The organism is Gemmatimonadota bacterium, from assembly GCA_041390105.1.
Lineage (GTDB): Bacteria > Gemmatimonadota > Gemmatimonadetes > Longimicrobiales > Gaopeijiaceae > JAGQIF01.
On sequence record JAWKQO010000001.1, the window covers coordinates 1,146,571 to 1,169,644 of the forward strand.

Sequence of the window (23,074 nt, forward strand, 5' to 3'; positions counted from 1 at the left end):
GAGGAGGGCTCAACGGGTCTCGGAGGTCCGGCCGGTCCATGGCTTCAGATACTCGGGTTGCCATCGGGCCGGATTCTCGACCTGAGGCCGGTCCGGGTCAAGTTGCGCGAGCTCGAGCAGCGCCTGCGCCGAGGGGAACCCCGCTCCGCCGAGCACCTGTGCCCCACACTCCTCCAGGACGTTTCGATGGCGCTCGGCGCCATCGCCTGCGCAGGACGCGCCCAGCGGGAGGAGATCGCGCAGATGCTCGACCACGTCCGCCAGCACCCCGGCGCGAGGCTCCAGCACCGTCTCCAAGCGGGCGCCCGCGCGGAAATGCGCCCAGTAGACGCGCTCTCCGCGGGCGTCGAAGACCACGACCCGATCCTGCACCCGCCCCCAGAGAGGGCCCCAGGCCGCTGCGGCCAGGCTGGAGATCGCCGTCAGCGGCAACGACAGGACATGGACCAGGGCCTTGGCCGTCGCGGCGGCGACCCGCACTCCGGTGAAGGAACCGGGCCCGGCTCCCACCACGACGCCCTGGACATCCGCGAAGCCCAGGCCATGCTCCGCGAGCAGGCTGGACAGCGCCGGCATCAGCGCCGCCGCGTGCATGCGCGACGCTCCCAGCGGGGTCTCGTGGACCTCCCCTCCCGGTAGGGAGACCGCCACGGTGCCTCGGGGGGTAGAGGTGTCGAACGCGACGTGGCAGGTCATCCTCGGGCGCCTGTCAGGCATGGGGCACCTCGCCCGGTGCGCTTCCGGCCACCACCACCATGCGGAGATCGGGGGCTCCCGAGACGGGGACCAGCTCCACCTCGGTCGCCATGGGCGGCCAACGTGGGCCCGCTCGTTCCGGCCACTCCACGACCACCACCTCGTCTGGCCCGGGAAGCTCGTCCCACCCGAGCTCGTCCAGCTCCTCCGCGCGGCTCAGCCGGTACAGGTCCATGTGGACCAACACCCGGCCCTCGCTGCCCGGGTAGCGCAGGACGAGGTTGTACGTGGGAGAGGGCATGCGGGCCTCCACGCCCATCCCGGCGGCGATGGCACGCGCCAAGACCGACTTCCCTGCCCCCAGGGGTCCGCGGAGGCCGATCCAGGCCGGCCCGCGCAGTGCCCGGCCCCACGCCCTGCCCCAGCGTTCCAAGCGAGGCTGGTCCAGCGGGCCCAGTCTCATCGAGCGGCGGCCTTGAGCTCCAGGATCTGATCGCGCAAGAGCGCCGCTCGCTCGAAGTTCAACGCTTCGGCGGCCTCCGCCATCTCCTTCTCGAGAATCTTGAGGGTCTCCTCGAGGTTGAGCTCCTCCGTATAGCTGGCCGCCCGTTCAGCGACGCGCGCCGCCGGTCGTTCGCGCGCATCGGCCACCCTCGTGGACAGCTCGATCTCCACCACGGATTTCGACACGGTCTGCGGCACGATGCCATGCTCTTGATTGAAGGCCATCTGGATCTCGCGCCGTCGATACGTCTCGTCGATGCACTGCTGCATCGACCCGGTCACTTTGTCCGCGTACATGATGGCGCGGCCGTGCACGTTGCGGGCGGCCCGTCCGATCGTCTGGATGAGCGAGCGCGCGTCGCGCAGGAAGCCTTCCTTGTCCGCGTCGAGAATGGCCACCAGAGACACCTCCGGCAGATCCAGACCTTCACGGAGGAGGTTGATCCCGACGAGCACATCGATCTTCCCCAGGCGCAAGGCACGCAAGATCTCCATACGCTCGATGGCATCGATGTCGGAGTGCATGTAGCGGACGCGCACGCCGACCGACTGCAGATACTCGGACAGGTCCTCGGCCATGCGCTTCGTCAGGGTGGTCACCAGCACGCGCTCGCCCCGAGCCTCGCGTGCGCGGATCTCCCCCAACAGGTCGTCGACCTGTCCGCGCACCGGGCGCACGTCGATCTCTGGATCGATGAGGCCGGTGGGGCGGATGATCTGCTCCACCACCACGCCTCCGGACCTCTGCAACTCCCACTCGCCCGGGGTCGCCGAGACGAAGACCGCCCGGTGCACCAGCGACTCCCACTCCTCGAACGTCAGGGGCCGGTTGTCCACGGCGCTGGGCAGCCGGAATCCGTGCTCGACCAGAGTCTCCTTCCGGGAGCGGTCTCCGCGGTGCATCCCGTGGATCTGCGGGAGTGTGACATGCGATTCGTCGACGATCAGCAGGAAATCCTCGGGAAAGAAGTCGATCAGGCAGGCGGGGCGCTCTCCCGGCCGCCGACCGCTCAGGAACCGCGAGTAGTTCTCGATGCCAGGACAGGTGCCGATCTCCAGCATCATCTCCACGTCGAAGTTCGTGCGCTGCTCGAGGCGCTGGGCTTCGAGGAGGCGACCGTCGCCCCGAAAACGCTCGAGTTGCTGCTGCAACTCTCCGCGAATCAGCGGAACCGCCTGCTCGATGGTTCGCCGGCGGGTCACGTAGTGGCTGGCCGGATAGATCGCCGCGCGCTCCAACTGGGTGATGGTCTCTCCCGTCAGGGGCTCGAACCGTGTGATCCGCTCGACGTCATCTCCCCAGAGCTCGATGCGGACCGCCTGTTCTTCGTAGGCCGGAAACACCTCGATGACGTCCCCGCGCACACGAAAGGTGCCCCGTTCGAACGCCAGGTCGTTGCGGTGATACTGGATATCGACCAGGGCCTTGAGGATCTCGCGCCGCGGCCGGGTCTGGCCGACGTCCAGAACGACCATCAACTCGCGATAGTCCGCCGGATTGCCCAAGCCGTAGATACACGACACCGAGGCGACGACGATGACGTCCTCTCGCTCGATGAGCGACGAGGTGGCCCGCAACCGCAGACGCTCGATGTCCTCGTTGATCGACGCGTCCTTCTCGATGTAGGTGTCGGTCGCGGGGACGTAGGCTTCGGGTTGGTAGTAGTCGTAGTACGAGATGAAGTACTCGACGGCATTCCGCGGAAAGAGCGCCCGCAACTCACCATAGAGCTGGGCGGCCAGGGTCTTGTTGTGCGACATGACCAGGGTCGGACGGCGGTGCCGCTCGATCACGTGAGCCATGGTCAGCGTCTTGCCCGTTCCGGTAGCCCCCAGCAGAGTCTGGAAGCGGTCACCGCGGACGAGGCCCTGGGATAACTCATCGATGGCCCGGGGCTGATCGCCACCGGGTTGATGAGGACCTTCGATCTGGAAGTCTCGCATTCGGTTCAGGCTTCCGCGAGGTCGCCTTCCTGGAGGTGTTCGCGACGTTCGACGCTGAGCACGCCCTTCACGCGCCGGATGGCGTTCATCACCTTGGTCAGGTGGGGGAGGTCCTGGACCTCGACCACGAACTCACCCAGCATACCGTGGGCGACGCCACGGATCTGGGCGTTCTGGATGTTGGTGCCGGTGTCGGCGATGGCCGTGGCGATATCGGAGAGCAGGCCGCGGCGGTCGGTGCCCTGCAGATAGAGCTTGACCTGGAAGCGGTCGTGCTTGACCGCACGCCACTCGATCGGGACCCTGCGGTCGGTGTCGTCCGGCAAGGATGCGACGTTGGCGCAGTCCCGGTGATGGATCGAGACCCCGCGTCCCCGCGTGACGTAGCCGACGACGGGGTCGCCCGGCACAGGCTGACAGCACTGCGCGTAGCGCACCATGATGTTGTCGACGCCCTGGATGCGCACACCACGGTCGACACCCTTGAGCTTGTCGGCCAGCTTCTGCAGGGCAGTCGGTGGGGGCGGCTCCGCCTCCGGGTCGTGGTCGGGGTAGAGCTGCCGGATCACAGCGCCAGGCCCGATGTCCCCTCGCCCCAAGGCGGCGAACAGGTGTTCCGTATCCAGCTCGCCCACCGCCTTGGCGGCGGCCGCGAGCGCCGGGTCGGCCGGCTTCAGCAGGCGGGCCCTCCGGATCTCACGCTCCAGCAGGTCCCGGCCCAGCTTCACGGCCGACTCCATCTCTTCCTTGCGAATCCACTGGCGGATCTTCTGGCGCGCCCGCGAGGTCTTCGCCAGAGCGAACCAGTCGCGATTGGGTTTCTGACGAGGATTGGTGATGACCTCCACCACGTCGCCGCTCCGGAGGGGACGGGACAACGGCGCGATGCGGCCATTCACCTTGGCCCCGGCGCAGTGCGTACCGACCTCGGTGTGGACGGCGTAGGCGAAATCGATCGGCGTGGATCCCGTAGGGAGGGATTTCACCTCTCCCTTGGGTGTGAACACGAAGATCTCGCCCTGGAACAGGTCCATACGAAGGAACTCCATGAACTCCTCGGGCTCCCTCGTGTCCTGCTGCCACTCCAGCACCTGGCGGAACCAGGTCAACGCCTCGTCCACCTCGGATTCGCTTCCTCTTCCCTCCTTGTAGCGCCAGTGGGCTGCGATGCCGTACTCGGCGGTACGGTGCATCTCTTCGGTGCGGATCTGGATCTCATACCGTCGCCCGGCCGGCCCCACCACCGTCGTATGGATGGACCGATACATGTTCGACTTGGGCGTGGCCACGTAGTCGTGGAAGCGTTCGGGGATCGGGGTCCAGCGCGAGTGGATGATCCCCAGTGCAGCGTAGCAGTCCTGTAGGCTGTCCGTCTGTACGCGCATGGCCATCAGGTCGTGGACATCCTCGAAGCTGAGGCCACGTTTGCGCATCTTGCGGTAGATCGACCACAGGTGCTTGGGCCGGCCGGTCACCTCGGCCGTGATCCCGGCTTCCTTGAGGGCTTCGTCGAGCGGGCGCTTCATCTCGGCGATCTGACGCTCACGCTGACGGCGCGACTGCTGGACCTTGCGCGAGAGGTCGGCGAACGGCTCTGGCTCAAGGAACTTGAAGGCCAGATCCTCCAGCTCCCACTTGATGCGAGCCACGCCGAGGCGGCCGGCCAGAGGGGCGTAGATCTGGCGTGTCTCCCGCGCCACCCGCAGGCGCTTCTCGGGCGGAAGGTGCTCGAGCGTGCGCATGTTGTGCAGCCGGTCCGCCAGCTTCACCAGGATGACGCGGGCATCCTGGGCCATGGAAAGCAGAAGTTTGCGGTAGTTCTCGACCTGCTGTTCGGTCTGGGTCTGATAGCGGACCTTCCCGATCTTGGTGACCCCATCGACGATGGTGGCCACGTCCTCCCCGAACGAGGCACGAAGGTCCTCGATGGAAACGGCCGTGTCCTCGACCACATCGTGGATGAGCGCGGCAGCCAGGGAGGAGGTGTCCAACTTCAGCTCGGCGAGGATGATGGCCACCTCCACCGAGTGGTTCACGTAGTCCTCGCCCGAGGCCCGTTTCTGGCCCTGGTGCGCCTCGGCCGCAAGCTCGTAGGCGCGCACGATCGTGTCCACGTCCAGGCGATCGGCGTACGCCTCCAACTCCCGCGCCAGGGGGCGTGGGAGACCCCGGATGGTCCGGGGCGTGGAATCGGACGTGTGGACCTGCGGCATGGCCATACGGACGGGACGGGTTCACCGGCTGCGGCAGGCAGCGGACACTGCGATGGGGGCGGACCGTCCTAGTCTGGCAGGTCCCGCCCGATTCCGCCACGAGGCGGAGCGAACCCTGTATTACCCGCGAGTGCCGAGCGGGAGCCCGGCGGCCGCTGGCCCCCGCACCCGAGCCGCGGCGCCGGGTGGAGTGGAGCGGGCCCCGGTGAGCAGAGAGCGACAGCCACGTTCCGCGACGATCACGTGGTCGAGCACCGGAATCCCCAGCGCTTCTCCCGCGCCGACCAAAGCCTCGGTGACGGCCCGGTCCTCCGCGGACGGGGTCGGATCCCCGGACGGGTGGTTGTGAACCAACAGGACCGCCGCCGCGTGCTCGACAATGGCTTCGCGGAAGACCTCGCGCGCGTGGATCAGTGAGGCGTCGAGCAGGCCCCGGGTGACGAGCACATCACGGATCAACCGGTGCCGGCGGTCCAGCAGCAGCGCGTGAAACTCCTCCTGGGCCAGGGAACGGAGCTGGGGACCCATCACCCGGCATACGTCCTCGGGTCCTTGGATGGCCAGACCGGCCTCCAGACGTTCCGCCTCCGCGCGCCGCCCGATCTCGGCGGCCGCGGCAATCCGAGAGGACACCGCCCTACCCACCCCGGGGATCCGCTCGAGCGCGGCAGGGGACAGGCGGGTGAGCCGGCGGAGCGAGCCACCGGCCCGGGCCAGCACGCGGTCCGCGATCTCTGTCGCAGATCCAGCACGCCCGCCGCTGCCCACCAACGCGGCGAGGAGCTCCCGGTTACTCACCCCGCGGCTCCCCACCTGCCTCAGTCGCTCCCTTGGGCGATCCCCGTTGGCGAGGTCCGGCGCGGCCGGTGGATCCTCCGGCCCGGTCAGGGCCCCCGTCCGTGACACTTCTTGTACTTCTTCCCGCTGCCGCATGGACACGGGTCGTTCCGCCCCGGCTCATCCGTGGCCCGAGCGGGCTCCGCCGCCCGCTCCGAGGGTCGGTTGGTCACAAGCGTCCGGGTGGGGTTGGGAAGCGGGGGCGCTGCCACGCCCACGGCTCCCCCCGCCCCTTCCGCGGCGCGCGCCCGGGCCGCCACACCCGTCGCGTCCACCGCCGCCCGTGCGGGCGCCGCCGGCGCGCGGCTCGGCGCAGCTCCGGGCCGCGCGATGCGTGCCCCCTGATACGCGGAGGCCGCGCTTCCGGGAGGCGGAGCCAACTGGGCGCGGAAGAAATGGTTCGCCAACGTCGAGCGCAGGTCGTGCATGAGGTCGACGAACATGTCGTAGGCCTCCTTCTTGTACTCGACCAAGGGGTCCTTCTGGCCCCAACCGCGGTAGGTGATCGAGGCCTTCAAGTGATCCAGGTCGTACAGGTGGTCCTTCCACTTGTTGTCGATCACGTTGAGCATGATCCAACGAGTGATCTGCTCCTGATGCTCCCCGAAGGACTCGACCTTCCGATGGAAATGCTCGCGCGTGGCGTCCACGACGGCATCCATCACATCGGCGGCATCCTCGAATCCGCTCGTATCGCCCCCCTCGGTGGGGAGCGCCTCCACCAACACGAACTGGTCCAGGAGCATCCGCTTGCGCAGTCCAGGCAGATCCCAATCCTCGGGCTCCGAGCCGGCCGGGACGGCCTCTTCCACCAGGGCGCGGGTGGCATGCTCGATCATCTCCCAGATCTCGCCTTTGAGGTCCTCACCACCCTCGAGGGCAAACAGGCGCAAGTCGTAGATCACCTCGCGTTGCTGGTTCATGACGTCGTCATAGTCCAGCAGTCGCTTGCGAGCCTCGAAGTTGTTGCCTTCGACTCGCTCCTGGGCGCGTCCAATGGAGCGCGTGACCAGGGTGTGTGTGATGACCTCGCCCTCTTCGGCGCCCAGCTTCTCCATGACGCCCGTTACGCGCTCCGACATGAAGAGCCGCATCAGGTCGTCTTCCAGGGACAGGAAGAATTGGGACGCACCCGGGTCGCCCTGCCGGCCCGAGCGGCCGCGCAGCTGGCGGTCGATCCGTCTCGACTCGTGCCGCTCGGAACCGATGATGTGCAGTCCGCCGTCCTCCAGGAGGTAGTCGTCCGCGGCAGATTCCAGCTCCGAGCCAGCGCCCTTGAGGATCTTCTCCGCACGGACCGGGTCGACGGGCAGCAGTTCCTCCAGCTTGACGCCGTGGCTCCGGGCCCAGCCCACCGTGCGCGGCTCTTTGACGCCTTCCCCGAGTTTGATGTCCGTTCCGCGGCCGGCCATGTTCGTGGCGATGGTCACGGCAGCGGGCCGCCCCGCCTCGGCGACGATGTCCGACTCCCGTTTGTGGTGCTTCGCGTTCAACACGTTGTGCTGAATGCCCCGCCGCTTCAGCATGCGCGAGAGCTTTTCTGACACTTCGACGTTGGTGGTACCGACGAGAACCGGCAATTGCATCTTGTTGAGCCGCTCGATCTCGTCCATGATCGCGTTGAACTTCTCCCGCTGGGTGCGGAAGATCAGGTCGTTGCGGTCGTCGCGTACCACCGGCCGGTTCGTGGGAACGACGCTGACATCGAGCTTGTAGATCTGGTGGAACTCGTTCTCTTCGGTTTCCGCCGTACCGGTCATCCCGGCCAGCTTGTCGTACATGCGGAAGTAGTTCTGGATGGTGATGGTGGCCAGCGTCTGGGTCTCGCCACGCACCTCCACGCCCTCTTTGGCCTCCACCGCCTGGTGCAGCCCGTCGCTCCAGCGGCGCCCGGGCATCTGACGGCCCGTGAACTCGTCCACGATGACGATCTGGCCGTCTTCACCGATGATGTAGCGCTCATCCTTCTGGAAGAGCGTATAGGCCTTGAGCAGCTGATGGATGACGTGGATGCGCTCGCTCTTGTCGGCATACTCCCCCTCGAGGGTCGACCGGCGCTCGCGCTTCTCTTCGATGGACAGCGCCTCGTCGTCCTCGATCTCCCCGACTGCTTCGGACAGGTCGGGCACCAGGAAGGCATCCGGGTCTCCCGGAGAGAGCTCGTCGAGTCCCCGGTCGGAGAGGTGCACGTTCTGGCCCTTCTCGTCCATCGCGAAGAAGAGCAGCTCGTCGACCTCATGCAGGCGCTTCTCGCGCATGAAATCGGCTTCGACGCGCTGAACCAGCTTCTGGATGCCGGGGTCGTCGGCGAACAGCTTCATGAGGCGCTTGTGCTTGGGAGCGCCCCGCTTGGCGGCGAGCAGCTTCTCGCCGGCTTCGTCCTCGCTTCCCTGCTCCAGGGCCCGCTCCGCTTCGGCTACCAGCTCGCCGACCATGTGTGTCTGCTTGCGGTAGAGGCTGGCGACCATGGGGTTGAAGGTGCGGAACGGCGTCGAGGTGTCCTTGCCCACCGGCCCCGAGATGATGAGCGGAGTGCGCGCCTCGTCGATCAGGATCGAGTCGACCTCATCGATGATGGCGTAGTGGTGACCGCGCTGCACTCGCTGCTCCAGCGAGAGCACCATGTTGTCACGCAGGTAGTCGAACCCGAACTCGTTGTTCGTACCGTAGGTGATGTCGGCTCGGTATGCGCCCCGCCGCTCCGGGGTGCCCGGCTGGTGGCGGTCGATCACGTCGACCGTCAGCCCCAGGAAGGAATAGATCGTGCTCATCCACTCGGCGTCGCGCTCGGCCAGATAGCTGTTGACCGTGACCAGGTGGGAGCCGCGACCGGCGAGGGCGTTCAGGTAGAGCGGCATGGTCGCGACGAGCGTCTTTCCTTCACCGGTGGCCATTTCCGCCACCGCTCCCCGGTGCAGGGCGATGCCGCCCAGCAGCTGGACGTCGTAGGGCACCATGTCCCACACGAGCTTGTGCCCCGTGACGACGATCTCCGTGCCGCTCAGACGGCGACACGTCTCCTTGACCACCGCGAACGCGTCCGGCAGCAACTCCTCCAGGACGTCCTCGATGCGCTCCTTGAGCTGCTCCTCCTGGGCGCCGATGTCCATGGACAGGCGCTCCCGCTCCGAAGCGTCCTCCGAATGGCGCTTCTGCTCCTTGAGGTCCGCGATGCGCGACTCCAGGTCCTGTGTCCGCTCCGAGAGCGTGGCCCGGAACTCGTCCGTCTTGGCCCGGAGCTGGTCGTCGCTGAGAGCGGCCAGGCCCTCCGCCCGCTGGTTGATCTGGTCGATCAGGGGCTGGAGCTTCTTGGCCTCGCGCTCGTGGCGGTTCCCGAGGAGCTTCTTGATCAGGGTCTTCATCGCAAACGTGACACTCTGCTGGGGCCGGGCGCCCGGAGATCCGGACCACCCGCCGTGTTCGCCGTCGGCCGTTCCGACGGATCAAACATACAAATCCTCGTCCTCGACGATCCGATGCACGCCCTCAGGCACGAGGTAGCGGATCGAGCGCCGTTCCCGGCGCCGTCGCCGGATGTCGCTGGAGGAGATATCGATACGGGGGATCGGCACGGGGTCGATCCCAGCCTCCCCCGCCTCCGGGGGTCCGCCCTCGCCGTCGCGCGACACCACCGCCAGCCGGACGAGCTCCCTCAGCGTGCCATGCTCCTTCCAGGTGGAGAACACCTGGAACTGGTCGGCACCGACGATGAGGCTGAGGGAGTCCTCCGCATACCCCTGCGCACGCAGGGTTCGGACCGTGTCGATCGTGTAGGACGGCCCCTCCCGCTCCGTCTCCCCGGCCCAGATGCGGAACGCCGGGTTGCCCTGGATCGCCGTGGCCACCATACGCAGGCGCACAGGCGCGGAGGCGCAGGGCCCCGCAGCGCGGTGGGGTGGGCTTCCAGCGGGAATCCAGAGCACCTCGTCGAGCCCGAGGGTTTCGCAAACCGTCTCGGCCGCGATCAGATGGCCCAGATGCGGGGGATCGAACGTGCCTCCGAAGAGGCCCACCCTGCGCTTGGGGGTCACCCGGCCCCGGTGGTATCCGCCACCGCCGGGAGGGTCCGCGCCGATTCGCTCTCCGGATACTCCCGAAGGAGTCGGGTCCTCGCCTCCTCCGCCAGGTCGTCGTAGCCGATCTCGACGAACAACTCGTAGAGCCGGAGCAAGGAGCGGGGAGCGAAGGACGTCGAGGGCCAATCGCCCACCACCTGCTCATAGTAGACGCGCGCCGAGTCGAAGAAATCGCGGCTGAAATAGAACTCGCCCGTCTGGAAGCCCTTCTCGGCCAGGCGCTCCGCCATGTCCACCGCCAGGCTGTCGGCGAAGTGCCCTTCCTCGCGTCCGGGGTAGTCGTTGGCCGTGTTGCGGCAGGAGTTCAGCGCCTGAATGGTGTGCGTCTGGTCCCGCTGTGGAATCGGGGAGAGACCCACATAGGCACGGCACACCCCCAGGGCGGCCCTGGGCTGCAGCTCTGTGCCCGGATACCGGCTGAGAATGCGGATGTACTCGGAGGCCGCGGTCAGATAGTCCTCTTTCTGGAAGTACGCGTCCGCGAGCAACAGGCGCGCTTCACCCATCCGGGTATAGTTGGGATCGAAGGAGATCAGCAGCTCCAACGCCTCCACCGCCTCAGACCACTCTCCGGCCTCGGAGGCTCGTTGCCCGAAGGCATAGAGCTCGTCGGCCGTGTAGCCTTGGAACTTTGGGGTGCTTCGGCACCCCATGCTGGCCAGCGTCAGGGCCGCCGCACCGATCAGAAGACCTGAGATCCGCATCCCTTCGTGTACCCCCTGCCAACTTGTCAGGTTTCTGGTGTGCTTCCATGGGAGGATGGGCCCTCCCGCCCCCTGCTTGGGTCTCAGTCGTCGTGCCCGTAGAAGGCCCGGATCGCGGCGACCACCCTCTGGACGCGCTCACGGCCCAGCTCCGGATAGATCGGGAGGCTCAGGACCTGCTCGCAGAGCGTCTCCGACACCGGGAAATCCCCGCGCTGGTAGCCCAGTCCCTCGAAGCACGGCTGCAGGTGCAGGGGGACCGGGTAATAGATCCCGGAGCCGATGCCCTCGCGCTCGAGAAAGGTCCGGAGCTCGTCTCTGCGACGCGCCCGCACCGTGTATTGGTTGTACACGTGGCGCGCCCCCTCCTCCTCCACCGGGAGAAGCAGCTCCGGGACGTCCGCCAGGCCCTCCCCATAGAGCGCCGCGTTCCGACGGCGGCCCTCGGTCCACGCCTCCAGGTGCCTCAGCTTCACCGACAGTACCGCCGCCTGCAGGGCGTCGAGGCGCGAGTTCGTGCCCACCATCTCGTGATGGTACATCTGGCGCCCCCCATGCACTCGCAGCTTGCGAAGGCGCTCCGCCAACGCCGCATCATGCGTGGTCACGAGCCCCCCGTCGCCGAACCCTCCGAGGTTCTTGGTCGGGAAGAAGCTGAAGGCCCCGGCCCAACCCACCGATCCGGCGGCTCGACTGCGACCTTCGATCGAGCGGCTCGCGCCGATCGCCTGGGCGGCGTCCTCCAGCAGGAGCACGTCACGGGACTCCGCGAGCCGGACGAGCTCTTCCATCCGTGCCATCTGCCCGAACAGGTGGACCGGCACCACGACTCGGGTACGTGGGCTGAGCGCCGGCTCCACGGTGGAAGCATCGACGTTGAACGACAGGGGGTCCACATCACAGAACACGGGAACCAGACCGGAATTCCAGACGGCACCCGCGGTGGCGAAGAACGTGAAGGCGGGCACCACCACCTCGTCGGTGGCCTTCCCTTCCAGGGCCCGTAGCGGCAGAAGCAGCGCATCCGTACCGCTTGCACACCCGATGGCGTGCGGCACGTCGAGCGCCATGGCCAACTCACGCTCCAACCCCTCCACGGCCGGACCCATCACGAACTGCTGGTCATCGATCACACGGGCGAGGGCCTCGGCGATCTCTGCGCGTATGGACTCGTGCTGTGCCTTCAGGTCGAGAAGTGGGACCTTCATCAGCACCGGCTTTCCGGAGGACGGGCACTGCCGGGTCGGCCGAAGCGGATCTCGTCGATCCGCTGCTCGGCGCGCGCGACCAGGGGGCTGGCCCGGGAGGTGCTTTCCCGCACCACGCGGCTGAATGCATCCAAGGCCGCGGTGCACTCGCCGAGCTCGGCGAGTGCTTCGCCGAGGTCGAAATACGCCTGAGGGAGAAGGCTCTTGGGCTCACCGCGGTCGATGGTCATGCGCAGGTAGCGCAACGCCTCCTCGGGACGCCCGTCCCGCCGCATCCGACTGCCCAGCTCGAACGCGCAATTGCCGATGTGCCAGGCGGCCTCGGCCCTGCCACTGCGCGAGGCCCGCGAAGAGTACTGACCGAAGAACGAGAGCGCCCGCGCGCAGTCCCCGACCTCCTCGTACGCCAGCCCGATCTCCATGAGCACCGGAGTCGTCTGATCGGCGGGCAAGGTGCTGAGGGCCCGCTGGAACAAGGGAAGGGCTCTTTCGAACTCGCGAAGTCGTACCAGGTGACGGGCCAGGGGCAAGGCGAGGCGCCCCATCCCCACACCGGGCTGCAGCTCCGCGGCCAACTCGAGCGACTGGGCCACCCCGTACTGATCGCCGCGCTCCTCCGCTCTCCGGGCCAACCAGAGCAGGTCGGCCACCGCCTGATCCGCCGACTTTGGCCGCACCTCCACTGCCTGGCGGTACACGGACCCGGCGTCGTCGACCCGGTTGAGCTCGGCATACGCATGCGCGACCCGCAGCAGGATGTCCGGGTCGTCGCCCCCCCTCAGGGCCAGGCGATACTCGGCCAGAGCCCGCTCGAAGTCACCGTCGGCCCAGGCCACGTCCCCGCGTTCCACAGCGCCGTCCTCACCGACCGAGCCGCCGCAGCCGCCCAGGAGCAGGAGACCTGCAAGGACGAGCCCCCGCGCCCCACTCATCGGGCCGACTCCGCGAAGCCCACCGCAGCCAGATAGGCGCGCGCCCGCACGTCGGTGGGGTCCTCCTCGATGCAGCGGGCCCACTCCTCGCGGGCTCGACCCAGATCGCCCATGCGGTAGTGCACGATCCCCAGATGGAGCCGGACGCCCGGCAACTCCGGGTTCCGCTCCAGAATCGCCTCCAGCTCTACACGGCTGCGGGCGAGCTGGTCGAGGGCCAGATAGGTCTCGCCCAGGCGGGCGCGGATGTCGAGGAAGGCCGGCCGCAGCTCCAGGGCAGCTCGGTACTCGTGCGACGCTCGCTCGTGCTCGCCGGCCACGCGATAGAGGTCCCCCAGGCGGGCGTGGGCATCGGCGATGCGGGACCCGACCGGTCCCAGCGGCTCATCCCGGGACAGGGCCAACTCGGCCACCTGCTGGAAGGCCTCACCGGAGGCCTCGTAGCGACCCAATTCGGACAGGACGATGGCGCGGTTCAGCTGGGCTTCGAGATACTCGGGGTTGATCTGCAGGGCACGATCGAACGCGGCCACAGATTCGTCGAGCTGATCCAGGAGGGCCAGGCAGATGCCGGCCCGGTTGTGGAGATCCGCGTACCGTGGATGGCGGACCAGGGAGCGCTGACACTCGCCCAGGACGGCCAGGAGGTCTTCCCGGTCCCAGGCCCCGTCGAGCGGAGAGGTCGGCCCCGTCATCCAGCGGCTCTCAGGTCAGAAGGTCCATCCCGGAAACCACTGTTTCCGGCGACGGGCGTCCTACCCCCGGAACCAGTCGCAGGTCCGCCTCAAGCCCTCGCGCAGCCCGACCTTGGGCTCATAGCCCAGCTGCTCCCTTCCCTTGCTGAGATCGGCGAGGGAGTCGCGAACATCCCCGCTGCGCACCTCCCCGTGCACGGCGTCTACCGCCGCTCCCGTGGCGCGTTGGACCTCGCGCCAGAGGTCGAGCACCGAGATGCGCTCCCCTCCCCCGACATTGAACACCTCACCGGACACGGCCTGCGCGGGGCGCGAGCACGCGAGCAGGTTGGCCTGCACCGCGTTGTCGATGTAGGTGAAGTCCCGGGTCTGACCGCCGTCGCCATGGATGGTCGGGGAGCGCCCTTCCAGGGCCAGCGTGATGAAGAGGGGAATCACCGCTGAATACTGCGAGTGGGGATCCTGACGCGGCCCGAAGATATTGAAGTAGCGCAAGGCCACCGTCTCCAGTCCCATCACGTCGGCGAACACCCGGCAATACATCTCGCCCGTGTACTTGGCGACGGCGTACGGGGAGAGGGGCTTGGCGGGCATGTCTTCCCGCTTGGGGAGCACAGGGGTGTTTCCGTACGCCGAGCTGGACCCCGCGTAGACGAAGCGCTTCACGCCGGCCTCTTTCGCCGCCACCAACAGGTTCAGGGTCCCGGTGGCTCCAGCCGCGTGCGAGGCGAGGGGGTCGCGGATGCTCCGTGGTACCGAGGGCAGAGCGGCCTGATGGAGGACGTAGTCGACGCCCGCGCTGACCGCTCGACACTGGTCCGCGTCGACGATCGTGCCCTCGATCAGCTCGATCCGGTCGAGCCAGGGCTCGATGTTCTCACGGCGACCCGAGGAGAAGTCGTCGATGACCCGCACCCGCGCGCCCCCTGTCACCAGGGTTTCCACGAGGTGTGAGCCGACGAATCCTGCCCCGCCGGTTACCAGGTATCGCGCGTTCGCTTGGACCAGAGACATGGACCTTCCGGAGCGAGCTCAGCCCAGGGTGCGCGCACGCGATCCGGCGCGCTCCAGGACCGATCGAAAATAGGGGATCGTCTTGCGCAGCCCAGACCGCAGATCCACCTGCGGGGACCAGCCCAGCTCCGAACGGGCAACCGTAATGTCCGGCTGCCGCACGCGCGGGTCGTCCACCGGTAGGGGCAGCGTGACGATCGCGGACGGGCTGCCGGTCTCCTCCAGCACCAGCTCGGCCAGCTTCCGCACGGTGAATTCGTCCGGGTTCCCGACGTTGGTCGGCAAGACCCGGTCGGAGTGGAAGAGGCGATAGATCCCGTCCACCTCATCGTCCACGTAGCAGAACGAGCGCGTCTGGGAACCGTCACCGTACACGGTCAGCGGCTCACCGTTCAGGGCCTGCACGATGAAGTTCGACACCACCCGCCCGTCCGCGGGACGCATGCGCGGACCGTAGGTATTGAAGATCCGGACGATGCGGGTGTCGATGCCGTGCACGCGGTGATACGCCATGGTCATCGCCTCGGCGAAGCGCTTGGCTTCGTCGTAGACACCGCGGGGTCCCACCGGATTCACGTTGCCCCAATAGGTCTCCGGCTGCGGATGCACCAGGGGATCCCCGTAGACCTCGGACGTAGACGCGAGCAGGTAGCGAGCCGACTTGGCCCGAGCCAGCCCCAAGGTGTTGTGCGTGCCCAGGCTCCCGACCTTCAACGTCTGGATGGGCAGCTCCAGATAGTCGATGGGACTGGCGGGAGACGCGAAATGCAGGACGCCGTCGAGGTCCTCGTCCACGTAGAGCGGTTTGGAAACGTCCTGCTCGATGAAGCGGAAGCGTGGCTCGTCGGAGAGACGCTCCACGTTGTCCCGCGACCCGGTCACGAAGTTGTCCACGCCCAGGACCTCATGGCCGTCGGCCAGGAAGCGGTCCACCAGGTGGGATCCCAGGAAGCCGGCCGCTCCGGTGATGAGCACTTTCATCCGGCGTGTCCGGCCGAGGGTCGGCCCACCGAGTGGTACTCGAAGCCCGCGCGCGCCATGGCCTCCGGCCGGTAGAGATTACGTCCATCGATCACGACCGGGCTCTTCAGCAGCGAACGCATGCGCCCCAGGTCGGGATGGCGGTAGGGGTGCCACTCCGTATGGATCAGCAGGGCGTCGGCGGCGTCGAGAGCCGCGTAGTTGGTCTCGGCGTAGTCGATCGCATCCCCGAGATGTCTTCTCGCCTCGTCCATCGCCACTGGATCGTGCGCCACGATGCGGCCACCCCGGTCGAGCACGTGCGCGATCGTCACCAGGCTCGGTGCCTCGCGCATGTCGTCGGTGTTGGGCTTGAAGGCGAGTCCCCACACGGCGAAAGTCCTTCCCGTCAAGCTCTCTCCGAAGCGCCGCTCCAGCTGATCGCTGATCCAGCGCTTCTGTCCGTCGTTGACGGCCTCGACCGCTTCCAGGATGCTGGGCTCGATGTCGAAGGCTCGCATGGTGCGCACGAGCGCCTTCACGTCCTTCGGGAAGCACGAGCCCCCGTAGCCGACGCCCGGAAAGAGGAAGCTCGAACCGATCCGCCGGTCGGAGCCGACGCCGAGGCGGACGAGGTCGGCATCCGCACCGGCCGCCTCACACAGCCGCGCCACCGAGTTCATGAACGAGATGCGCGTGGCGAGCATCGCATTGGCCGCATACTTGGTGATCTCGGCCGAAGCGATGTCCATCATGATGATCTCGTTCCCCGTGCGAACGAAAGGCGCGTACAGGTCACGCAGGACCTCGGCGGCATAGTCGCTGTCCACGCCCAGGACGACCCGGTCGGGCTTCATGAAATCCTCGACCGCAGCGCCCTCCTTGAGGAACTCCGGATTGGAGCACACATGGACCGGAACGTCGGTCTCGGACTGCACGGCCTCGCGAACCCGAGTGGCCGTGCCGACGGGGACCGTGCTCTTGGTGATGACGACGGTCTCGCGCTCCATCGCTTGTCCGATGGTGCGTGCGACGGCGAGGACGTGCTGGAGGTCGGCCGAGCCGTCTTCTCCCGGAGGCGTCCCCACGGCGATGAAGACGACCTTCGACTCCCGCACGGCGGCCGGCACGTCCGTCGTGAACCGGAGCCGACCGCTGGCCAGGTTGTGCTCGACCAGCGAGTCCAGGCCTGGCTCGTAGATGGGAATCTCGGCGCGCCGGAGCGCGTCGATCTTGGCGTCGTCGATATCAGCACACACGACGTCGTTTCCGGTTTCGGCCAAGCAGGCCCCCACAACCAACCCGACGTAGCCCGTCCCGATGACGGCGATGTTCATTCCGAACGTCCTTTCCCTGCCTCGTGCCTGGATGCGCGCAACGGCCCGCGGGGAGCAAGATTAGTGCCGCATGAATCCAACAGATGGCCCGTCGGGCTCGGCCGTACCACGCACTCCCAGCGCGTCCAGAGAGACCGTCAGGCGGTATACGGGCAGGGGCTGCCGGTCGAGGCGTCGCCGGATCGATTCCAGGGAATCCTCGGGCCGTGGGTCTCCGCCCTCCATTACCACGATGGCCCCCGCAGACACGGCGGCCAAGGCCGCTTCCAGCCCCCCGTCCCCCCCGAAGCGGGGCACCCCCAGGACGCTTCCGGAGCGTCCGCCCTCCAGGTCGACGAAGGCCACGGGAGCCAGCCCCGTCCGCGGTGCACTCCGGAGGTGGGCCAGCAAGACGGGCAGATGGGCGCTCCGCCCCACGACCAGGGTCGGGATGCGGGCGCCCTCCAACCGCCTCCCCGCTGCCTGGAAGAGTCGAAACGACATGCGGGCGGCCCCGGTGAGCGTCGTGGCGAGCACCAGGTCGATGAGCACGACGCCCCGGGAAAGACCGGGCCCCAGAACGAACCAGGCCCCCGCGAAGAAGAGCAGCGAGCCCAGGCCGTTGGCCCTGAGCAGGCTCCCCGAGGAAGACAGGCCGAAGTAGCGAAGATCCTCGCGGTACACTCCCAGGGCCGCGAAGGCGGCGGCCTTGGCCACGATCAAGAGCGGGAGTGACCCGGCGAGGTAGCCGATCTCCACGGAGCGGGCAGAGGCTTCCCAGCGCAGCTGGTAGGCCGCGTAGTAGGCGGCCGTGAACAGGACCGCATCGAGGGCGAGGAGAAACAGCGGGGTGTGGGCAAGACCCAGGAGCACGGATGCCACCTTGCCGCGGGCTCCCAGTTCGGCCCCCCCCGCGTCCCGGGGGTCGCCCACGCCCAGGAGGAACGCTCCGAACAGCGACAGCGCCACCAGTAGCACGCCCCCCAGGACATACGCCACGGCCGGGTCCGTCGTGCGGAAGAGCAGGCCCACCCCACCCCCGGCGGCGGCCAGGCCCCACAGGACCCGCACCGCCCGCCGCTCCGGAACTCCCAACGCCACCAGACGATGAGAGGTATGGTCCCGCCCCCCCACGTAGAAGGGGCGTCCAGCGGCCAGTCGACCCGCCGTCACCAACGCGGTATCGAGGATCGGCACCGCGAGGATGAGCATGGGAAGGGCGATCACGGAGAACAGCCCCCGGGACAGGCCCGGTGCCGGGGCCAGCGCCAGGCCGCCCAGGAAGATCCCGAGGAACAGCGCCCCGGAATCGCCCATGAAGATCGACGCCGGGTGCACGTTGTAGACGAGGAACCCGACGACCGCGCCCACCAGCGCGAAGGCGAGCACGGCGAAGGGGATCTGTCCTCCCATCAGAAACAGGACACCGAGGAAGGCGGCCGCGATCGCGGTGACCCCGCCCGCGAGGCCGTCCATGTTGTCCAGCAGGTTCAGCGCGTTGGTCATGCCTACGAACCAGAACAGCGACAACAACACGTCCAGCGGTGCCCTATCGAACAAACGGAACGAGATCCCGGCCGACACCAGCGCGACCGCGGCCAGGAGTTGGAGCACCAGTTTCGGACCCGGCATCACCGGCTCCAGGTCGTCGCGCAGCCCGGTGAAGAACATCAGGAGACCCGCCCCGGCCAGGGCCAGTAGCCGGCGGCCGTTGGTCCCGGTCAGCCATTCCGGGTCCAGATGGCCGCCAAGCGCCAACAGCCCGATGCCCAGAGCCGCAGCCGACAGGAAGCCGAGCAGGATCGCGACGCCCCCCAGATACGGCGTCGCCCGCTCGGACCAGCGGTCGGAGCGGACTCCCTGGAGCCACCCGCCCGAGACCGACAGGCGGCGCACCAGCGGCGTCGCCAGCACAGCCACGGCAAAGCCCGAGACCGCGACCGCGAGCAGAATGAATGCGTCGATCACGGCTGCGCGCTCAACGTGGACCGGCCGCCGGGACCATAGAGCGCTTCGTAGTAGTCCTGGTAGCTTCCGTCTCGCACCCGACGCCACCAGGTCTCGTGGTGCACGTACCAGTCCACCGTGCTGCGCAGGCCCTGCTCGAACGGAACCACCGGAGCCCATCCCAACTCTTCGGCCGACCCACTCCAATCGATCGCGTAGCGCCGGTCGTGCCCCGGTCGATCCGGCACGAAGGCTAAACGGTCTCGACCCACGCCCAACCGATCGGCGATCGCTTCGACGACCTCCAGGTTGGTGCGCTCTGCGTCTCCCCCGAAGTGGTAGACGCGACCGGCGCTGCCGCGCTCGAGTACCGCGAGAACGCCCCGGCAGTGGTCGTCCACATGGATCCAATCACGGATGTGGAGACCGTCGCCGTAGATCGGCAGCCCCTTCCCCTCCAACGCGTTGGTGACCATCAGGGGGATGAGCTTCTCCGGGAATTGGTAGGGGCCGTAGTTGTTGGAGCAGCGTGTGACCCGGACATCCACCCCGTGGGTGCGCTGATAGGCGAGTGCGATCAGGTCTCCCGCAGCCTTGCTGGCGGCGTACGGGGAGCGTGGCGCCAGAGGAGTGGAGGGGTGGAAGCGCTCGCGGGGCCCCGTCGCGCGGGGGTCCTGCCAGGGAAGCTCGCCGTAGACCTCGTCGGTCGAGACCAGCACGACGGGGAGACCTCCGCGCCTGCGCACGCTGGCGAGCAGGGTCTCCGTGCCGACCACGTTCGTACGAATGAAGTCGGTTGCGGAAGCGATGGAGCGATCGACGTGCGATTCGGCCGCGAGATGCAGAACCGCGTCGGCATCCTCCAGAACCGCCTCCAGGCAGGTCCGATCCGCCACGTCCCCGTGCACGAACGCGTAGTGCGGATGCTCGTCGACGCCCGTCAGATTCTCCAGATTCCCCGCGTAGGTGAGCAGATCGAGGTTGACCACCTCCCACTGGGGCCGCTCCCGCAGGATCAGGCGCACGAGGTTGGAGCCGATGAAACCGGCTCCCCCGGTGACGACGACCTTCATCCGGCCTCCGGCACGCCGGCCATGGGCGCCCGCACCACGGGCTCGGTCGACTCCGCGACCAAACGACTCGCTCGATACAGCGACGCGACCGTTCCCGCGTCGGTCCACCAGCCGCTGAGCGTGCCATGCCGCATCTCGCCCCACTCGATATAGCGGTTGTTGACGTCGGTGATCTCGAGCTCACCCCGCTGCGACGGGGACAGGCCCCGGATGATGTCGAACACGCGGGCATCGTAGAAGTAGCACCCGGTCACGGCCAGGCGGCTGGTTGGGTTGCGTGGCTTCTCCACGATGCGGGTGACACGGTCCCCATCGATCTCGGCAACGCCGAACCGCTCCGGATCCTCCACCTCCTTGAGCAGGATCATGGCGCCACCGGCTTGGGCCCGGTACGCCTCGACCGACGGGGCCAATGGCGCCCCGAAGAGGTTGTCGCCCAGCAGCACGACCACGGACTGCCCCTCGGCGAAGTGTTCGGCCAACCCCAAGGCCTCGGCGATACCTCCCTCTCCCTCCTGGTAGGCGTAGTGGAGGCGCTGAAGCCCGAACTCACGGCCGTTGCCCAGCAGGCGCAGGAAGTCGCCCGCTTCACTCCCACCGGTGACGACCAGGATGTCGCGAATCCCGGCGTGCACCAGCTGCTGAAGCGGGTAGTAGATCATCGGCCGGTCGTAGACCGGCAGCAGGTGCTTGTTGGTGACCCGGGTCATGGGAAGCAGCCGCGTGCCCAACCCCCCGGCCAGAACGATCCCTCTCATCGTGCGCTCCCCACCCGTTCGCGCTCCCGCATTCGGACATGAAGGTCGAGCGTTTCTTGCCACTGGGGCAGCGAGCGACCGAGGAAGTGCTCGGTCGCCGTGGTATCCAACACGGAGTAGGCGGGTCGCGGAGCTGCTGCCCCCCACTCCGCAGTGGTGACCGGCTCGATGTCCGTCTTCAGTCCAGCACGACGACAGGCGGCCTGAGCGAGGTCCCACCACGTGGCCTCACCGCCATCGGCGACGTGCCACACCCCGTGCACTTCCCTCTCTGCGAGTTCGCGCAGCACCTGCGCGAGTCCTGGAGCATACGTGGGGCGCCCGCGCTGGTCCGCGACCACGCGCAGCGGATCGCCCCGTGTCGCGCGATCGAGGATGGCGTCGACGAAGTTCCGTCCACCGGGCCCGTAGAGCCAGGACGTGCGGACGATGGCCCACTCCGCGGCCTCGGCCCGTACCGCCTCCTCCCCCGCCCGCTTGGAGGCCCCGTACACCCCCAAGGGAGCCGTGGGGTCGTCGGGTCTGTACGGCCGTCGCCCCTGGCCATCGAACACGAAATCGGTCGAGAGGTACAGCAGTCGGGCGCCCACCGCGGCGCACGCCTGCGCAACAGCCCGCGTTCCGTCCCGGTTCACTGCCCAGGCGCGCTCGGGCTCGTCCTCGGCGCGGTCCACCTGGGTGAAGGCGGCGCAGTGGACAACGGTGCTCGGCCGGTCCCCACGGACCCGCGCCCGTACCGCGGCGGGATCGGTAACGTCCAACTCGTGGTGCCCATAGGCCAACACGGGGCGCCCCGCCTCGCGGAAGGCGGCCACCACGGCCGATCCCAACAGTCCGGCCGCTCCGGTCACCAACACCGCACCGGGGGCCCCCCGCTCTCCACGCGACGTCATGGCCGTAGAGTACACGGAGCACTTCGGATCTCAAAGACCGCTGGAATGGCCAGGCGGCCCCTGCGTGGGCGGTACCCCACGTGTGCAGAGCTTCCCTAGCGACCGAGCCGGCGCAACTCCTCGCGGTAGAGGTCGGCCAGGTCGTCCAGTAGCCGCTCGCGCCCGAAGCGCTCCGTGATGCTGCGCCGTCCTTGCGCCAACTGGGTAGGACCGGGAGGAGCAGCGAGGGTTCGAGACAGTGCGGAGGCGAAGGCTTCCGGGGTGTCCTCCGTCACCAAGCATCCCGGGACGGGCGGACCGAGGACGTCTCCGACTCCCCCGACCGCACGGGCCACGACCGGTATGCCACTCGCCACCGCCTCGATCACCGCGACCGGGGTGCCCTCGTCGTGCGAGGTCAGCGCCAGGACGTCGAGCGCCGGATACACCTCTTCGGTGTGCTTGACCCATCCGGCCCACTGTACCGCCGAGCCGATCCCGAGCGCTTCGGCCCGCGCACGCAGCGCCCGCTCACGCTCGCTGGGCCCGCCGCCCACGACGAGCAAGCGGGTGTCCGAACCGCTCGGGTCGCTCCGCAAGCGCGCGAAGGCCTCCAACATCAGCTCGTGGTTCTTGACGGGAGCCAGGCGCCCCACAACGCCGACGTAGCGGAGGTGCGGATCGAGGCCCAGCGAGGAGCGCGCCCTCTCGCGCTCGCGCGACGGGTCGACGGACAGGAACGGCGCCAGATCGAACCCGAGTGGCACCACCCTCAGTTCGTCCGGGGGGAGAGCCAGCATGGCGGACAACTCGTCCCGCTGGGAGGGGCTCACCACCACGATCCGGTTCGTCAGCCGCGCCAGCGCCCGCTCCACTCCGGTGAACACGCGGGTGAGCAGCGGCGGGAAGTAGGCCCCCCCCAGCACGTGGCCGTGGTAGGTGTGCAGACGGATGGGCACGCCGGCCAGTGCGGCGGCGATCCGCCCCACAGCCCCGGCCTTGGCCGTATGCGTGTGGACGATGAGGGGCCGGTCCCGTCGGAAGCGCCGGACCAGTCGGGCGATGACCAGAAGGTCCTTCAGGGGATGCAGCGTCGGGTCCATGCCGGGGACGACCTCGATCTCCAGACCACGCTCGGCCGCGAGATAGCTCATGTCCCCTTCACCGGGCCCCAGATCGCCGGTGATCAGCGTCGTCGCGAAGCCACGATCGAGCAGCCCGGTGGTCAACTCGACCACGTGGATGGCGGGTCCACCGATGTTCAGGCGTGCGATGAGGCGATGGACCGGGACGGGCGGCCCCGGTCCATCGCCCGGCACGCGGCC

The 23,074-nt window shown here is 68.0% G+C and carries 19 protein-coding genes; all 19 read right to left on the bottom strand.

Features of this window, described 5'->3' with window-relative positions:
• Window positions 1-9: 9 nt before the first annotated feature.
• Window positions 10-717 (bottom strand): tRNA (adenosine(37)-N6)-threonylcarbamoyltransferase complex dimerization subunit type 1 TsaB, encoded by a 708-nt coding sequence (gene tsaB / locus R3E10_05150; protein ID MEZ4415121.1) that lies wholly within the window; start codon window positions 715-717, stop codon window positions 10-12.
• A complete protein-coding gene (tsaE, locus tag R3E10_05155; protein ID MEZ4415122.1) occupies window positions 710-1,159 on the bottom strand; it encodes a tRNA (adenosine(37)-N6)-threonylcarbamoyltransferase complex ATPase subunit type 1 TsaE in 450 nt (149 codons plus the stop codon). Before tsaE ends, tsaB begins: the two co-directional genes overlap by 8 nt.
• Window positions 1,156-3,144 carry an excinuclease ABC subunit UvrB gene (gene uvrB, locus R3E10_05160; protein MEZ4415123.1) on the bottom strand — a complete coding sequence of 663 codons (1,989 nt, stop codon included), beginning with the start codon at window positions 3,142-3,144 and terminating at the stop codon, window positions 1,156-1,158. The genes tsaE and uvrB overlap by 4 nt, the downstream gene beginning before the upstream one ends.
• A gap of 5 nt (window positions 3,145-3,149) precedes the next feature.
• The gene (locus R3E10_05165; protein ID MEZ4415124.1) at window positions 3,150-5,363 is read right to left on the bottom strand and encodes a bifunctional (p)ppGpp synthetase/guanosine-3',5'-bis(diphosphate) 3'-pyrophosphohydrolase; all 2,214 of its coding nucleotides are present in this window, start codon (window positions 5,361-5,363) and stop codon (window positions 3,150-3,152) included.
• Between the two features lie 114 nt (window positions 5,364-5,477).
• Complete coding sequence (gene radC, locus R3E10_05170) at window positions 5,478-6,290, bottom strand: DNA repair protein RadC (protein ID MEZ4415125.1); 813 nt, start codon at window positions 6,288-6,290, stop codon at window positions 5,478-5,480.
• Window positions 6,242-9,556, bottom strand: coding sequence for a preprotein translocase subunit SecA (gene secA, locus R3E10_05175; GenBank protein ID MEZ4415126.1), 3,315 nt, complete (start codon window positions 9,554-9,556; stop codon window positions 6,242-6,244). The genes radC and secA overlap by 49 nt, the downstream gene beginning before the upstream one ends.
• Before the next feature lie 81 nt (window positions 9,557-9,637).
• A complete protein-coding gene (nadD, locus tag R3E10_05180; GenBank protein ID MEZ4415127.1) occupies window positions 9,638-10,225 on the bottom strand; it encodes a nicotinate-nucleotide adenylyltransferase in 588 nt (195 codons plus the stop codon).
• Window positions 10,222-10,974, bottom strand: a complete 753-nt coding sequence (gene bamD / locus R3E10_05185; GenBank protein MEZ4415128.1) for an outer membrane protein assembly factor BamD — start codon at window positions 10,972-10,974, stop codon at window positions 10,222-10,224. Before bamD ends, nadD begins: the two co-directional genes overlap by 4 nt.
• 83 nt (window positions 10,975-11,057) lie before the next feature.
• Window positions 11,058-12,182, bottom strand: coding sequence for a DegT/DnrJ/EryC1/StrS family aminotransferase (locus tag R3E10_05190; protein MEZ4415129.1), 1,125 nt, complete (start codon window positions 12,180-12,182; stop codon window positions 11,058-11,060).
• Complete coding sequence (locus R3E10_05195) at window positions 12,182-13,114, bottom strand: tetratricopeptide repeat protein (GenBank protein ID MEZ4415130.1); 933 nt, start codon at window positions 13,112-13,114, stop codon at window positions 12,182-12,184. The genes R3E10_05190 and R3E10_05195 overlap by 1 nt, the downstream gene beginning before the upstream one ends.
• Window positions 13,111-13,809 (bottom strand): tetratricopeptide repeat protein, encoded by a 699-nt coding sequence (locus R3E10_05200; protein ID MEZ4415131.1) that lies wholly within the window; start codon window positions 13,807-13,809, stop codon window positions 13,111-13,113. The genes R3E10_05195 and R3E10_05200 overlap by 4 nt, the downstream gene beginning before the upstream one ends.
• 60 nt (window positions 13,810-13,869) lie before the next feature.
• A complete protein-coding gene (locus tag R3E10_05205; protein MEZ4415132.1) occupies window positions 13,870-14,823 on the bottom strand; it encodes an SDR family oxidoreductase in 954 nt (317 codons plus the stop codon).
• Window positions 14,824-14,841: 18 nt separating this feature from the next.
• The gene (locus tag R3E10_05210) at window positions 14,842-15,804 is read right to left on the bottom strand and encodes a UDP-glucuronic acid decarboxylase family protein (GenBank protein MEZ4415133.1); all 963 of its coding nucleotides are present in this window, start codon (window positions 15,802-15,804) and stop codon (window positions 14,842-14,844) included.
• Window positions 15,801-17,120, bottom strand: a complete 1,320-nt coding sequence (locus tag R3E10_05215; protein MEZ4415134.1) for a UDP-glucose/GDP-mannose dehydrogenase family protein — start codon at window positions 17,118-17,120, stop codon at window positions 15,801-15,803. The genes R3E10_05210 and R3E10_05215 overlap by 4 nt, the downstream gene beginning before the upstream one ends.
• 60 nt (window positions 17,121-17,180) lie before the next feature.
• Window positions 17,181-19,067 carry a hypothetical protein gene (locus R3E10_05220; GenBank protein ID MEZ4415135.1) on the bottom strand — a complete coding sequence of 629 codons (1,887 nt, stop codon included), beginning with the start codon at window positions 19,065-19,067 and terminating at the stop codon, window positions 17,181-17,183.
• A complete protein-coding gene (gene rfbB / locus R3E10_05225) occupies window positions 19,064-20,119 on the bottom strand; it encodes a dTDP-glucose 4,6-dehydratase (protein ID MEZ4415136.1) in 1,056 nt (351 codons plus the stop codon). The genes R3E10_05220 and rfbB overlap by 4 nt, the downstream gene beginning before the upstream one ends.
• On the bottom strand, window positions 20,116-20,877 hold the full coding sequence (locus R3E10_05230) for a sugar phosphate nucleotidyltransferase (GenBank protein MEZ4415137.1): 762 nt from the start codon (window positions 20,875-20,877) through the stop codon (window positions 20,116-20,118). The genes rfbB and R3E10_05230 overlap by 4 nt, the downstream gene beginning before the upstream one ends.
• Window positions 20,874-21,770 carry a dTDP-4-dehydrorhamnose reductase gene (rfbD, locus tag R3E10_05235; protein MEZ4415138.1) on the bottom strand — a complete coding sequence of 299 codons (897 nt, stop codon included), beginning with the start codon at window positions 21,768-21,770 and terminating at the stop codon, window positions 20,874-20,876. Before rfbD ends, R3E10_05230 begins: the two co-directional genes overlap by 4 nt.
• A 95-nt stretch (window positions 21,771-21,865) precedes the next feature.
• On the bottom strand, window positions 21,866-23,068 hold the full coding sequence (locus R3E10_05240; GenBank protein MEZ4415139.1) for a glycosyltransferase family 4 protein: 1,203 nt from the start codon (window positions 23,066-23,068) through the stop codon (window positions 21,866-21,868).
• Window positions 23,069-23,074 lie beyond the last annotated feature (6 nt).

Coding starts and splice junctions, on each gene's coding strand:
- tsaB (MEZ4415121.1), bottom strand. CDS start 717: ATGCCTGACAGGCGCCCGAGGATGACCTGCCACGTCGCGTTCGACACC.
- tsaE (MEZ4415122.1), bottom strand. CDS start 1,159: ATGAGACTGGGCCCGCTGGACCAGCCTCGCTTGGAACGCTGGGGCAGG.
- uvrB (MEZ4415123.1), bottom strand. CDS start 3,144: ATGCGAGACTTCCAGATCGAAGGTCCTCATCAACCCGGTGGCGATCAG.
- R3E10_05165 (MEZ4415124.1), bottom strand. CDS start 5,363: ATGGCCATGCCGCAGGTCCACACGTCCGATTCCACGCCCCGGACCATC.
- radC (MEZ4415125.1), bottom strand. CDS start 6,290: ATGCGGCAGCGGGAAGAAGTACAAGAAGTGTCACGGACGGGGGCCCTG.
- secA (MEZ4415126.1), bottom strand. CDS start 9,556: ATGAAGACCCTGATCAAGAAGCTCCTCGGGAACCGCCACGAGCGCGAG.
- bamD (MEZ4415128.1), bottom strand. CDS start 10,974: ATGCGGATCTCAGGTCTTCTGATCGGTGCGGCGGCCCTGACGCTGGCC.
- R3E10_05190 (MEZ4415129.1), bottom strand. CDS start 12,182: ATGAAGGTCCCACTTCTCGACCTGAAGGCACAGCACGAGTCCATACGC.
- R3E10_05195 (MEZ4415130.1), bottom strand. CDS start 13,114: ATGAGTGGGGCGCGGGGGCTCGTCCTTGCAGGTCTCCTGCTCCTGGGC.
- R3E10_05200 (MEZ4415131.1), bottom strand. CDS start 13,809: ATGACGGGGCCGACCTCTCCGCTCGACGGGGCCTGGGACCGGGAAGAC.
- R3E10_05205 (MEZ4415132.1), bottom strand. CDS start 14,823: ATGTCTCTGGTCCAAGCGAACGCGCGATACCTGGTAACCGGCGGGGCA.
- R3E10_05210 (MEZ4415133.1), bottom strand. CDS start 15,804: ATGAAAGTGCTCATCACCGGAGCGGCCGGCTTCCTGGGATCCCACCTG.
- R3E10_05215 (MEZ4415134.1), bottom strand. CDS start 17,120: ATGAACATCGCCGTCATCGGGACGGGCTACGTCGGGTTGGTTGTGGGG.
- rfbB (MEZ4415136.1), bottom strand. CDS start 20,119: ATGAAGGTCGTCGTCACCGGGGGAGCCGGTTTCATCGGCTCCAACCTC.
- R3E10_05230 (MEZ4415137.1), bottom strand. CDS start 20,877: ATGAGAGGGATCGTTCTGGCCGGGGGGTTGGGCACGCGGCTGCTTCCC.
- rfbD (MEZ4415138.1), bottom strand. CDS start 21,770: ATGACGTCGCGTGGAGAGCGGGGGGCCCCCGGTGCGGTGTTGGTGACC.